Annotated in this window: 11 protein-coding genes; 10 read left to right on the top strand and 1 reads right to left on the bottom strand. The window is 54.8% G+C overall.

The genetic code is table 11. From position 1 onward, the window contains the following. Positions 1-112 precede the first annotated feature (112 nt). The 6 genes from DSM110093_RS17295 to DSM110093_RS17270 all read left to right on the top strand — a co-directional run bounded on the left by DSM110093_RS17295 (position 113) and on the right by DSM110093_RS17270 (position 7,456). The gene (locus tag DSM110093_RS17295) at positions 113-754 is read left to right on the top strand and encodes a response regulator transcription factor (protein WP_243267953.1); all 642 of its coding nucleotides are present in this window, start codon (positions 113-115) and stop codon (positions 752-754) included. 117 nt (positions 755-871) lie between these two features. Beyond that, entirely contained in the window at positions 872-2,143 is a 1,272-nt protein-coding gene (locus DSM110093_RS17290) for a glycosyltransferase (protein ID WP_243267952.1), read from the top strand. Between the two features lie 43 nt (positions 2,144-2,186). Beyond that, the gene (locus DSM110093_RS17285) at positions 2,187-2,423 is read left to right on the top strand and encodes a BrnA antitoxin family protein (protein WP_243267951.1); all 237 of its coding nucleotides are present in this window, start codon (positions 2,187-2,189) and stop codon (positions 2,421-2,423) included. Between the two features lie 982 nt (positions 2,424-3,405). Next, the gene (locus tag DSM110093_RS17280) at positions 3,406-4,425 is read left to right on the top strand and encodes a TAXI family TRAP transporter solute-binding subunit (RefSeq protein WP_243267950.1); all 1,020 of its coding nucleotides are present in this window, start codon (positions 3,406-3,408) and stop codon (positions 4,423-4,425) included. An 86-nt stretch (positions 4,426-4,511) separates the two neighbouring features. Then, on the top strand, positions 4,512-6,422 hold the full coding sequence (locus tag DSM110093_RS17275; RefSeq protein WP_243267949.1) for a TRAP transporter fused permease subunit: 1,911 nt from the start codon (positions 4,512-4,514) through the stop codon (positions 6,420-6,422). Further along, a complete protein-coding gene (locus DSM110093_RS17270; protein ID WP_243267947.1) occupies positions 6,419-7,456 on the top strand; it encodes a cyclase family protein in 1,038 nt (345 codons plus the stop codon). Before DSM110093_RS17275 ends, DSM110093_RS17270 begins: the two co-directional genes overlap by 4 nt. A gap of 6 nt (positions 7,457-7,462) precedes the next feature. Here the strand turns inward: DSM110093_RS17270 and DSM110093_RS17265 are convergent, their stop codons facing one another. Further along, positions 7,463-8,149: an FCD domain-containing protein gene (locus DSM110093_RS17265; RefSeq protein ID WP_243267946.1), complete on the bottom strand. Its 687-nt coding sequence runs from the start codon at positions 8,147-8,149 to the stop codon at positions 7,463-7,465. A 115-nt stretch (positions 8,150-8,264) separates the two neighbouring features. Between DSM110093_RS17265 and DSM110093_RS17260 the strand changes: the two genes are divergently transcribed. Genes DSM110093_RS17260 through DSM110093_RS17245 form a run of 4 tightly spaced genes read left to right on the top strand, consistent with a single transcriptional unit; the run spans position 8,265 to position 12,129 of the window. Next, a complete protein-coding gene (locus DSM110093_RS17260; RefSeq protein WP_243267998.1) occupies positions 8,265-9,647 on the top strand; it encodes an acyclic terpene utilization AtuA family protein in 1,383 nt (460 codons plus the stop codon). After that, positions 9,644-10,006 carry a hypothetical protein gene (locus tag DSM110093_RS17255; protein WP_243267945.1) on the top strand — a complete coding sequence of 121 codons (363 nt, stop codon included), beginning with the start codon at positions 9,644-9,646 and terminating at the stop codon, positions 10,004-10,006. Before DSM110093_RS17260 ends, DSM110093_RS17255 begins: the two co-directional genes overlap by 4 nt. A 39-nt stretch (positions 10,007-10,045) precedes the next feature. Beyond that, entirely contained in the window at positions 10,046-11,371 is a 1,326-nt protein-coding gene (hisD, locus tag DSM110093_RS17250) for a histidinol dehydrogenase (RefSeq protein WP_243267944.1), read from the top strand. Further along, positions 11,371-12,129, top strand: a complete 759-nt coding sequence (locus DSM110093_RS17245) for a glucose 1-dehydrogenase (RefSeq protein ID WP_243267943.1) — start codon at positions 11,371-11,373, stop codon at positions 12,127-12,129. The genes hisD and DSM110093_RS17245 overlap by 1 nt, the downstream gene beginning before the upstream one ends. Positions 12,130-12,589 lie beyond the last annotated feature (460 nt).

Here is a 12,589-nt window from a genome sequence, read left to right as displayed (position 1 = left end):
CCGGGCCGATAAACGGTCCTTTTTTGTTCGGCCTTTGTCGATTAATGCCGTCCGTCGATAGTGTTGACTTGAGGACTTTACCCAGGGGTTTCGTAAATCAAAGATGAGTAATATGACGTCCCCTCAAACCAAACCAACCCGGATCCTAATCGCAGATGACCATGCGATGGTATTGGAAATGTTTGAGCAGTTCCTCTCAAACCTCCCCGACTTTGAGGCACAGACCGCGCCCGACCTTGAGACCGCGCTCGACAAGATCGACGCGGAAGGACCTTTTGATCTGGTGTTGGTAGACCTCGACATGCCAGGCATGAACGGGATTACAGGCCTGTCAAAAGCCCTCGAGCGGAACGGGGGCAAGCCCGTCGGAATTCTGACCAGCAATCCCACAGCGCATGTCGTGTCAGAAGCACTTGCTCTGGGCGGCGCAGGCATCGTCCTCAAAACGGAATCGCTTAAGAGCCTCACCAACGAGATACGTTTTATGGCCAACGGCGGGCGGTACGTTCCAGTCGAGCTTATCGACCGGCCACGCGCCAAAGTCAGTAAAGTATCAAGCAATTCCCCTCTATCAGAACGCGAAATGACCGTTCTAGCCCTTCTCGCCCAAGGCCAACCCAACCGCGAGATCGGAACCGAACTGGGTCTGGCCGAAGCAACCGTCAAGATGCATGTGAAATCCATCTGCGCCAAGCTGGGTGCAAACAACCGCACCCAAGCGGTCATTGTCGCCCGCGACATGAACATCTTCTGAGCGAAGAAACAGCAACCTCACAGCGCCTCAACCTTAGTTGCACCCACAAGTTTATGTGCGCTACGCTCACACCACCCCCCCTCCATAACGGCTGGGGGAGGCCCGAAAACGGAGCCAATGGTGAGCAAACCAGTTATCGTCTTTGCAGGTGCCGTATATCCCGGCCAGTTCGGCCTGCTATGCGACTACCTGCGCCATTCAGGCCTGGCCGAAAGCTACTTTCTAACCACGCCAGGACATATGAAACGCAACCGACAGCGCGGCAATCATATTCTTGGGTTTCGCCCGGATGGCCCAATTTTGAGCGATGATCGGTACTACTATTCAGCCAAAGTGGAACGCTCAGCCCGCATCGGCAGAGGGCTACTCAACGCTCTACGCGACCTGCGCAAACATACGAAGATCGACGTGGTAGTGGCCCACTCCCTTTGGGGTGCGCCGCATTTCCTCTACGATGAAATCGACGCGGCCATTGTCAGCTACATCGAATTCCCAAGCTTCCGGGCGCATGGCTGGGACCCCGCCTATCCACCCGACTTGTCACAACGGATCGCAGACCGAAATGCTGAGATGCTGAACTTTCACCAAGCCGTCTGCAGCGACCTGGTGATCTGCCCCAGCCAACATGCAAAGAGCATGTTCCCCCCTGCCCTGCGCTCCAATATCGAAGTGCAAATGGAGGGGTTTGATTTCACATCAATGCCTGCACCTGTGACCGGCGGCCGCGAGAAGATGACAATCGGTTTCGCGGCACGCGATCTGTCATCAGCCAAAGGCTTTGAAACCTATGTGAGGCTGGTCGACAAACTGGTGTCACAGGGCGTTGATGCGCAATTCATTGCCTTCGGCGGCGCCGAGGAAGTGACTTATGGCTACGAACAACAAGCTGTCACGCGCGCACATAACGGCCAGATCAAAACTTTCCGCGATCACCTAATGCTTAAGCACCCCCGCGCCGCAAAGGTGATCGAATTTCCCGGCAAACTGCCTTACGATGAATTCTCAAAGCGGATCACAGAAGTAGACCTTTTCCTCTACCCCCTAAAGTTCGGTGTCGCAAATTGGGGTTTGATGGAAATACTGGGGCGCGGTGGCTGCGTCCTAGCACCCGACCGTGGATATGCAGCTGAGATGATCCAAGACGATGTCAACGGACAGCTGCTTCCCGACAACGACGATGCTTGGATCAACGCAATCCTCGCCCTCCTAGACGATCCAGCGCGACGCTTTCGTTATGGGCAGAAGGCTCGGAACCTCGCGCGCGCGCAATACGACCTATCTGTCACAGCCCCCCGCTACATGACGCTCTTCCGACAAGCGATGTCCAATCGCGCAGCCCGGATCGGGAACGCCCAAGAGACCGCCAACTCACCTAGAAATATGCCCTGAGGCCCAACCCAAACGTCTGCCGCGCGACGCATCATCAAAGCCAATGAGCGAGAACAAAAAGCATATGCCGACCGCTTCTGAGGACGACGCACCGGATCTGAATGCGCCCTACTGGGCCGACAAGTCCGCCAGTGCAACCCTTCAGCGTGGACGACCCAAGGCAGAAGGTTCGGGCTGGCAAAGCCGGATCAACGATGCTTTGCGCAAGGTCGCGCTAACGAACATCACGGCTCAAGCAAAAACGCTGTCAGGTTCTGGGCACAATGCAGGAGCCGGATAATCTCGACAGTATGCCCGTCCAACCGATACACCACTAGATGTGCGCCCGTGGGATGTATCCGCACCGACGGGGACTTTTCTTTGGAAACTGGGTGACTTGAGGCCACCCAGTGCCACATCTGCAGACTGACCGCTTTTCAAACTCATGCTCCGTGATGCCCTCACGCACATCGCCCGGCTTGCGAATAACTTTGTGCCCGCATTCCCAGCATCGAACTTCAATGTGCGTGATGCCTATCGCAAATAACTGATCAGTCATCGGACCTCTCTCAACAAACGCCCAAGGGCTCGCGGTGCTGGAAGAGGCGGCCAAAACCATGCTTCCGCCAGGATACACCATCGAATATGCTGGGGTGTCACGGCAGATCAAGCGCGATTCAAACTCGCTGCTCATAACCATGGTAATCTCGCTCGCGATCGGTTCGCCTAGTCAATCCGGGTCTAAACTTAATCACCCAGAGATAAACGGTCGACCGACTGGCAGTGATCCCATGCTCCTCCAGTAGGTCGACCACATCTTGGTAGGGCTGCGGATAATGCAGATACTACCTACCGCAACACACAGAGGATGATGTGGCGCGGGATAATCAACCTCAAAAGCGAAAACTTGGCTCAACGGCTAAGTTAGTGCAACAGTCTGAGAAATACTGAGGATCGCAGATTCCGCTCTATTCACGGTCCGAGATTAGCTTTTGTATTGAGTGTGGTCCCCAAGCTTTCCTGAAGAAAAACCGCGGCCTTTATATTTGAACTGTCACATAGCTTATCCTTTTGGTGGGTAATGAGCAGTGGATTAAGCTCTCAAACCGGCAGTGGTTTTTCCAGATCGGTCAAAAACCTTCAAGGCCTCCACGCTCGAGGATTAGACAAAGCGTCAATATCTCGGTTGATTTGAGCCTGGTTACCTAGCCAATGAAGCGCATCGGAACCATTGACATAATTGTCAATAATGTTATTTATAATAAATTCGGAGGAGGAATGAAATGAAATTTAGCTGTAATATCAGCTCTTTATTGTCGGTGCTGTCTGCAGCATCGCTCGGAGCACTTAGGAAAACTACAATCGCCCTTGCCGCGACGCTCTCCATTAGCGGCGCGTTGCCTGCAGTGGCTGATGGTTCGCTACGACTTGGGACCGCCAGTGAGGGCGGTGTCTGGTTTGTTCTCGGAAATGGTTTTGCCAAGGTGTTTGGGGATGCTCTCGGGACAGTCGTTACGCCGATTACAACAGCGGGATCTATGGAAAACGCACGGCGCCTGAGCGCCGGGAACGATCTGCATATTGGCCTGTCGCTCGCCACGAGTATGCGTAACGGCGTCAATGACGGCACTGTCGATGCTGATAAGATCCGCGTCATCGGTGCGGGTCACGCGAATTTCATGCAGGTTGTCGTTCGAGATGAATCTGGGATCGACAGCTGGGCAGATGCGTTCGGTAGCGGTTACGTAGTCGGCGTTGGTGAACCTGGCAGCGCATCGTTTGAGGTAACGACCGGGGCAATACAAGCAATCGCAGGATCACTCGACAACATCAATCCTGCCCGGATCGGCCATCAGGCGCAATCCGAGGCTCTCAAAAACCGCGACCTGGAGGTTATGGTTGTTACGCCCGGCATTCCGACTGGCGCCGTGGTCGATGCCACCAGTTCGGCAAACGCCCGTCTGATTTCAGGAACAGAAGATGAAATCGCCACACTACAAAAGGTCATGCCCTTCATGGCTACGGGTGTCATCCCGGTTGGCACTTACACAGGCCAAGAGAGCCCAGTCACAACAGTTGTTCTACCTTCCATCATGATCGTGAATGACCAGATGGACGATGACACCGCCTATGCGTTGACGAAAGCACTCTATGAAAACCCGGACAAACTTGCCTCTGTCCACTCGAATGGCAGCCAATGGGTGCCGGAGAATGCATTAGCATCGCGCGAGTTCATAGTGGATCAGGGCTTTGACTACCATTCTGGAGCGGTCCGCTACTTCAAAGAAATTGGCATCTGGTAAACTCATGGGGCGCGGCCAAAAGTGCCGCGCCCGAAGATTATAGGCACTTTATGCGGTTCTGATCCGCAACCTACGGGAGAAAATCCATGACGGTCGACGAGATCCCCGCACGTGGTAGAAGTCGGTTTGCCGATCTCTGCGCCCTTATTTTCGGTGCCGTTACCGTGGTGCTAGCCGCAGGTTTTTTCTTTCTCGATCCAGTTCTTAATCGGATCCTGCATATAGGTCTGGGTTTTCTAATGCTGTTTGCCATGCAGCGTGAGGCACCGGACCGCTTATCACGCGCGATTGGGACTATTGGGATCGTCGGGATCGTTCTGGTCACTGCTTATGCCTACTACTGGTATCCGCAGATGTGGCAGTTCGCGGGTTTGCCGCCATCATCCACGGAAATCGGCCTTGGGTTGATCGCGCTGTTGATGGCGTTGGTGGCAGCTTGGCGCGTAGCTGGACCGAGCATCCCGATTATCGCCCTGTTCTTCATCGTTTACACTCTTGCCGGCGCGAACCTGCCGGCACCTTTCTCCCATGCTGGGCTCGATTTCACTCAAATCGTTCAGGCATTATTCTTGACTGGGCGGGGGATTTACGGGTCAATCACCGGTGTTTCAGCAAGCTATATTGTATTGTTTGTGCTCTTCGCAGCATATCTAGGCCAGCTTGGCTTCATAGACTTTTTGCTAGTAAAATCCCAAAAGGCGCTTGGTCGAACTCGCGGTGGGCCGGCAAAAGTCGCCGTCATCGCCAGCGGCAGCCTTGGTGCCGTGATGGGCACTGCTTATGGCAACACGGCGAGCACCGGAGCATTCACCATTCCGCTGATGAAGCGCACTGGTTTCTCTGGACCGTTTGCGGCCGCCGTTGAGGCGACGGCGAGTGTCGGTGGGCAGTTCGTGCCACCCATCCTCGGCGGCGCGGCCTTCCTAATGGTCGACATTCTCGGCATTACCTATACTAACGTGATGCTAGCAAGCATTCCGCTGGCAATCATGTTCTACCTCAGCATCTTCGTAATGGTTGATCTGAGAGCCGCCCGCGATCATTTGGCGGGGGTCGAAACCACCAACCTGTCTGATGCCATAGATTTGAAGGACGATTTCTTTTTTGGCGGCTGGTTGAAGTTCCTACCTATCATTGTCCTGATCGCAATGCTGGTGCAGGGCTACACGCCACCTCGAGCAGGCTTCTATGCTTTTTGTTCCATCGCACTGGTCGATTTAGCCGAGAACCGCTCTCTTGTCTTTGCTATCCGAAACCTCTTTCAAGGGCTGATCGAGGGTGCCCGCAATGCGGCAGTTATCGTTGGGATCATCGCCGCCGCTGGCATCATCGCAGGCCTAACCAGCACCACAGGCTTGGGTCTCGTTCTCTCTCAAATTCTCGAAGGGGTAGCTGGGGAGAGCCTCCCCTTGCTTCTGGTGCTTACAGCAATCACCTCAATTATTCTTGGCTTAGGTTTGCCGACCATCGTTTGTTACCTTCTGATGGCCGTTCTAGTCGCTCCCGCGCTGATTTCGAGTGGTGTAGAGCCAATGGTTGCTCACTTATTCTTGATTTACTTTGCGGCGCTGTCATCGATTACGCCACCAGTCGGTCCAAGTAACTTCATTGCGGCGTCCATCGCAGGCAAGGATACGAACCCGATGAAGGTCGGCATGATTGCGGTTCAACTAGCTTTGCCTGGATTCATCGTCCCTTTCGTATTTGTTTATCACCCCGAGCTTCTGCTGACCGATGGTATTACCTTTGGCATAACCTACAGTTTGCTAACCGCGTGCATCGGCATTTATGCTCTTGCCGCAGCGCAGGTGGGAATGGTGCTACCTGGCCATCGAGCTGGTGGATGGCTATTTCGTGGCATGCTAATGCTCGGTGCCTTGGCGCTGATTTGGCCAGGCGGGTATACGGATATACTGGGCTTTTCGTTGTTAGGGCTGGTGCATATCTTAGCCCTGCGGCGGAACGGTAATGCGACCTATACGGCGGCAAAACCATGAGTGCTGGCCGTTGGATCAACCGGCCTGATGGTTCGAACTGGGGCGAATTCGGCCCCGATGACGAACGAGGTCGGCTAAACTTGCTCACCAGTGAGAGAACCCGGCAGGCCGCGCAGGAAATTCAAGAAGGCCGGAGTTTTTGCTTGTCGCTTCCATTGGATTATCCCGGTGGCAGCTTCTTGAACCCCCGACGCGGCCCTCCGCGTCACTTCGCGACAATCCGCGACGATAGCGCGAATTTCAATTACGACATCGCACGCGAGGATCCTGCGATCACAGATGTGATCTGCGATGATGCAGTCCTGTTGCATATGCAATATTCAACGCAGTGGGATTCCCTTTGCCATGTCGGAGCCCGTTTTGATGCTGACGGTGATGGCGACGCAGAAATTGTCTATTACAACGGTTGGCGTGGTGGCGAACACATAACCACTGGGGATGGACATGTCGGGTGCGGCATGGGCCCGGAGGGCGTCCAAGCTCAGCGCCTTGGTATCGAGCGGATGGCTGAAACTGGCGTTCAAGGGCGTGGCGTCATGGTCGATCTACTTCGGCATTTTGGTTCTGGTCGCACTCTCGTGACCGGCGCCATGTTTCGGGAAGTTCTGGAAAGAGATGAGATAGCGGTTGAGGCTGGCGACATGCTTTGCTTACACACTGGCTTCGCGGAAGCCCTTCTGGGCATGAACCGAACGCCTGATGCGGAAAAGCTAGCGAGAAGTTTTGCTGTCCTTGATGGGCAAGATGAGGACCTCCGCGACTGGATCACCGAAAGCGGCATCGCAGTCTTAATCGCGGACAATTATGCGGTTGAGCAAACAAAACGCACGCCCGTGGGGCCGCAAGGTTCATCTCTCCCCCTGCACGAGCATTGCTTGTTCAAGCTCGGAATTCACCTTGGAGAATTGTGGCGCTTGGGCCCGCTTAATGAGTGGCTGCGCGCAAGGGGTAGATCACGGTTCTTTCTGACGGCTCCGCCTCTTCGCTTACCTGGCGCGGTTGGGTCGCCTGTAACGCCAGTTGCGACGGTATAGCTCCTCTTAGCTAGACGGAAAATTTGCGCTCAGATACATGTCACGGGGGCGGTTGGTGTGGCGCAGATTGATCTGGATAAGGCGCTCTTGTGCGCCATCATCTTGACTGGCGGCTTCGGCAACGATGTCTGCGTGATCATCCTGTGCGGCGCAGCGGTAGGTATCGTCATAAAACCCCCGTGAGCGGATCGGATGAGTGCGAAACGCGTAGTCACGTATCGCGTTGGCCAGCACAGGGAGTTCACAAGCCTCAAAAAAGACCTCGTGAAACCGGTTGTTGAGCTCATACATCTCCTGAAGCGCACCGTTTTCACCTGCAGTGATGTGTTCTTCGTGCAGGTCCTGCAAGGACCTTACCACCTCCGGCTTGAGAGGGAACGCCATGCGCTTAATGGCCTGTGTCTGGAGCGCATTCCGAATGTCATAGAGGCCGCGCACCTCGTCAGCAGTGTAGTTTTGGACGCGCGCACCCTTGTTTCGCACCTGCACGACAAGACCGCGTTGAATCAGTTCGGTTAAAGCAGTGCGAACCTTGTGACGGGTCGTAGCGAAACGCTCGATTAGCTGGTCTTCGACAAGATGCTCTCGCGGATGCAAATGGCCGAAGATGATGTCTGATTCAATTTCAGCGATAATCCGGTTCTGATCCGTAAGGCGATCATTTTCACTGCCAGGGTTTGCCTTCTTGTTCATGACGTCTCCTGTTTTGGCCACTTTCACATTCTGTCCTGCAAACGGCAATCCGCTTCCGGAAAGTTTAATATGTAATATTATTGACAATATTATTCATAATGATAAAACCATCAACATGAAAAAATTTTCACCCCCTTATAGCGAGATGCTGATTGGCTGCGGCGCGGGTTTCTCCGGTGATCGGGTGGACGCGCCACAAGCCGTTGTTGCGCATCTCATCGCCGATGGGCGACCTTCGGTTTTGATGCTTGAGACACTCGGCGAGCGGACTTTAGCCTTGGCCCAAAAAGCGCGCCAACATGATCCGCAGAGCGGCTATGAACCGCTTTTAGAGCAGCTTGTTGGACCAATCATCGCGCAGTGTTTGGATGCCGAAATTCCGATCATTGGAAACTTCGGCGCAGCCAATCCTCGTGCGGCAGCTAGAGCAATCCATAAGCTCGCCAAAACCGCCGGCGCTCGGCGACCTCGTATTGCGGTAGTAGAGGGGGACGATTTACGCGCCAAGATCGCCGATATTACCTTGTCACCCTGGGAAGGGACGCCGTCAGACTACAGTCTGGATCCAGCCCGCATATTGGCCGCGAATGCTTATATCGGGGCAGAGGGTATAGCACAGGCCCTAGACGAAGGCGCTGATGTTGTGGTGACTGGTCGCGTGGCTGATCCCGCACTCGCCTTAGGGCCATTAATTCACGGCCTCGGTTGGTCTCCCAGTGACTGGGATAAGATGGCCATTGGCACGATGGCGGGGCATCTTCTGGAGTGCGGTTCGCAAATTTGCGGTGGCTACTTTGGTGACCCCGGCAAAAAGGATGTGCCCGACCCCGCGCGCATCGGTTTTCCTGTGGCAGAGATAAGCGCAGAGGGTCGCGTAACCATCACTAAAGCAAATGGAACCGGCGGGCGTGTGGACGTGCAGACCGGCCGCGAGCAACTGCTCTATGAGGTCCACGACCCCGCCGCCTATATCACACCAGATGTAGTCGCAGATATCAGCGAAGCTGAGATCACGAAGGTCGCTGAGAACCAAATTGAATTAAGTGGCGTTCGCGGGCACCCCGCCACCGATAGCTACAAGGTTACGGTCAGTCTGCGCGGTGGCTGGTTGGGCGAAGGAGAGATCTCATATGCTGGCCTGAACGCCCTACCCCGTGCGCGTCGTGCCGTAGCAACCCTCAAAGAACGCATGAGCATCCGCGGTTTGAACCTGAGGAGTCGTCTAGATGTGATCGGTATTGCCAGCATCTTCGACAGCGATGATGGAGCATTGCAAGCTACAATCTCCGACGCGCAAGCGGCAGATTTACGGGTCCGTCTTGCTGTGGAAAGTGATGACAAGGCCCAGGTTATGGCGGCAACGCAGGAAGTGTTGGCGTTGCTATGTTGTGGCCCCGCAGGGGGTGGTGGCGTTCGACAAAGCCATGTGGAACGAATTCATACGGTATCCTTCCTTGTGCCCAAACGAGAGATCGAAACAAAGGTCACCTTCCTATGAACGCAGACTCTAACAACATTGAAACTGCGCTTTACGCACTGGCCCATGCCAGAGCTGGCGACAAGGGCGAGCGATTGAGCGTGTGTGTATTCGCATATCACGAAGCGGCTTATCCCTTGTTGTGCCAGCAGGTGACTGAGATGCGGGTCAACGAACTTTTCGCACATCGTGGAACAACTCGAGTGCGCAGGTATCTATTGCCGCGTCTGAATGGCATGAACTTCGTATTGGACGGCGCGCTCGAGGGCGGCGTGAACGGCAGCCTAAATTTGGACGGGCACGGAAAGTCGCAATCGTTCCGGCTGCTGGAGCTACCAATCACAGTCCCAGCTGAGCTGGCATTTGCGCTTCACGACTAATCACCGCGCCCGATTGCGCGACTTTGGAGGACACCCGACATGACAATCGAATATCTTAAACGTGGCAAAACTGCGGGTGATCGTGCCGAAGATGATCTGAAAACTCGCGCCGTCGTTGAAGCCACCCTGCAAGACATTGAGGCTCGTGGCGACGAAGCTGTTCGGGATTTATCCGAAAAATTCGATAGCTACTCACCCAGGTCTTTTCGTCTGTCGAATAGTGAAATCGAAGCCTTGATGGCAAAGGTCTCCGATCAGGAAATGCACGACATCAAATTTGCGCAGGAACAGGTGCGCAAATTTGCCCAAGCACAGCGGGATTCGATGCAGGACATCGAAGTTGAGACGCTACCGGGCGTAATCCTCGGCCATAAGAATATTCCAGTGCAATCTGTTGGCTGTTATGTGCCAGGCGGTAAGTTTCCGATGGTCGCAAGCGCGCATATGTCGGTTGCTACGGCTGCTGTTGCTGGTGTCCCTCGCATCATCGCCTGCACCCCGCCTTTCAAGGGCGAACCAAATCCAGCGGTGATTGCCGCGATGCATCTTGGCGGGGCACATGAAATCTATGTTCTAGGAGGCATTCAAGCGGTTGGCGCAATGGCCATTGGCACCGAGACCATTGACCCTGTGCATCTTCTTGTTGGCCCAGGAAATGCTTTTGTTGCTGAGGCCAAGCGTCAGCTATTCGGTCGCGTCGGCATTGATCTTTTTGCCGGTCCAACTGAAACGATGGTGATTGCAGATGAGTCTGCCGCCGATCCGGAACTTTGCGCAACCGACCTACTGGGTCAGGCCGAACACGGATATAATAGCCCCTGCGTTCTCCTGACCAATTCCCGCGAGTTGGCGACAGGAACAATGCAGGAAATCGAGCGCCTGCTTGGCATCCTGCCAACGGCCGATACTGCAAAAATCAGCTGGGAAGAGTATGGCGAAGTAATTGTTTGCGATACTTATGACGAAATGTTGGCGGTCGCAGATGACATTGCATCCGAGCATGTGCAGGTGATGACCGATCGCGATGATTGGTTCCTGGAAAACATGACATGCTATGGCGCATTGTTCTTGGGACCACGGACGAATGTAGCCAATGGAGACAAGGTGATCGGCACTAATCACACCCTGCCAACAAAAAAGGCGGGACGCTACACTGGCGGATTATGGGTTGGTAAGTATCTAAAAACGCATAGCTATCAGCGCATCCTGACAGATGAGGCCGCGGCAATGGTGGGCGCTTATGGCTCACGTCTTTGTATGCTCGAAGGGTTTGCTGGTCATGCGGAACAATGCAATGTCCGCGTGCGACGTTATGGCGGTGTCAACGTGCCTTATGCTGCGGGTGCGCCAGTGGTGAAGGGCTGATGGAGCTTCCCCGAACCCCTTCGATGCGCCTTACGGGCAAGCATGCATTGGTGGCCGGCGCATCGCGTGGCATTGGTCTAGCGATCGCTGCCGCCCTAGCCGAAGCTGGTGCGAATGTAACCTTGGCGGCGCGTAGCGAAGCCTTGTTGAAAAAGGTGGTGACAGCACTACGCGCAGAGGGCAAGAACGCGCACGCATTGGCGCTGGACGTGACCGATACTGATGCTGTGCGACGCGCGGTTAGTGATCTTGCGCCGCTCGATATCCTTGTTAATTCCACAGGCCTCGCCCGCCACGGTCCAGCGCTCGACACCGACCCGCAAGACTTCGATGCGGTAATGAACGTGAATCTCCGCGCAGCCTATTTCCTCGCGCAATCCGCAGCGCGCGCGATGCAAGGGCGTGGCGGTTCGATCCTAACTGTATCCAGCCAAATGGGCCATGTCGGCGGTGTGGATCGGGCGGTCTATTCTGCATCCAAACATGCTATTGAGGGGATGACCAAGGCAATGGCGATTGAGTTCGGCCCGCAAAACATTCGCGTTAACACACTCTGCCCCACCTTTATACGAACACCTCTAACGGAAGCGACTTTCGCCGACCCCGAAAAACGGGCTTGGATAGAAAGTAAAATCAAGCTGAACCGTGTAGGCACTGAGGCCGATATCATGGGCCCAGCCGTTTTTCTCTGTTCGGACGCTGCAGAGATGATTACGGGAACGCACCTCTTGATTGATGGTGGATGGACGGCTGGCTGAAACTGGCAAGTGAGCTTCCAGCTTCGCATGGCCTCAGACCCACATGTGGTTCTGAGGCCATGCGCCTTAAGGCTAATTTCATGCTTGGCTTAGGCGCCTGGAAGCGAGAAAGCAGGAATCATTGAACCGCCCCTTGTTTGCCGGAGAGCGTTTGGTTCGAATGTTAGGCTGCTTTTTCATTTGGGTTCAAGGTTGCATAGAACATCGCGTAAGGCGAATTGATCGTGTCACCCTTGCGAACGGGCTCCACTGAAAACGCGGCGCATGGCGTCAGAGCCGCCCCATCGGCCAACCCGGCGTTCTCGCGTTAGAGCAGCCGAAAGCCTCCCCCGAAGGGCTTCGCTCACGTCCTAAAATCTGACCGCTGCTCCGAGTGCGCGAAAGCTGCGGCCCTTAATCCAATTGCCAGACAGGGAAGGAGGAACAATGCCCAGCCTGCAGTTGATAAAGCTAGAGTTAT

This window comes from Sulfitobacter sp. DSM 110093, from assembly GCF_022788715.1.
Lineage (GTDB): Bacteria > Pseudomonadota > Alphaproteobacteria > Rhodobacterales > Rhodobacteraceae > Sulfitobacter.
Note: the sequence above shows the minus strand (reverse complement) of the source record. Positions and strands in the feature narration are given on the sequence as shown.

Excerpts from the sequence above, each read along its gene's own strand:
- DSM110093_RS17295 (WP_243267953.1), top strand. The coding sequence starts at position 113 with ATGACGTCCCCTCAAACCAAACCAACCCGGATCCTAATCGCAGATGAC.
- DSM110093_RS17290 (WP_243267952.1), top strand. The coding sequence starts at position 872 with ATGGTGAGCAAACCAGTTATCGTCTTTGCAGGTGCCGTATATCCCGGC.
- DSM110093_RS17285 (WP_243267951.1), top strand. The coding sequence starts at position 2,187 with ATGAGCGAGAACAAAAAGCATATGCCGACCGCTTCTGAGGACGACGCA.
- DSM110093_RS17280 (WP_243267950.1), top strand. The coding sequence starts at position 3,406 with ATGAAATTTAGCTGTAATATCAGCTCTTTATTGTCGGTGCTGTCTGCA.
- DSM110093_RS17275 (WP_243267949.1), top strand. The coding sequence starts at position 4,512 with ATGACGGTCGACGAGATCCCCGCACGTGGTAGAAGTCGGTTTGCCGAT.
- DSM110093_RS17270 (WP_243267947.1), top strand. The coding sequence starts at position 6,419 with ATGAGTGCTGGCCGTTGGATCAACCGGCCTGATGGTTCGAACTGGGGC.
- DSM110093_RS17265 (WP_243267946.1), bottom strand. The coding sequence starts at position 8,149 with ATGAACAAGAAGGCAAACCCTGGCAGTGAAAATGATCGCCTTACGGAT.
- DSM110093_RS17260 (WP_243267998.1), top strand. The coding sequence starts at position 8,265 with ATGAAAAAATTTTCACCCCCTTATAGCGAGATGCTGATTGGCTGCGGC.
- DSM110093_RS17255 (WP_243267945.1), top strand. The coding sequence starts at position 9,644 with ATGAACGCAGACTCTAACAACATTGAAACTGCGCTTTACGCACTGGCC.
- hisD (WP_243267944.1), top strand. The coding sequence starts at position 10,046 with ATGACAATCGAATATCTTAAACGTGGCAAAACTGCGGGTGATCGTGCC.
- DSM110093_RS17245 (WP_243267943.1), top strand. The coding sequence starts at position 11,371 with ATGGAGCTTCCCCGAACCCCTTCGATGCGCCTTACGGGCAAGCATGCA.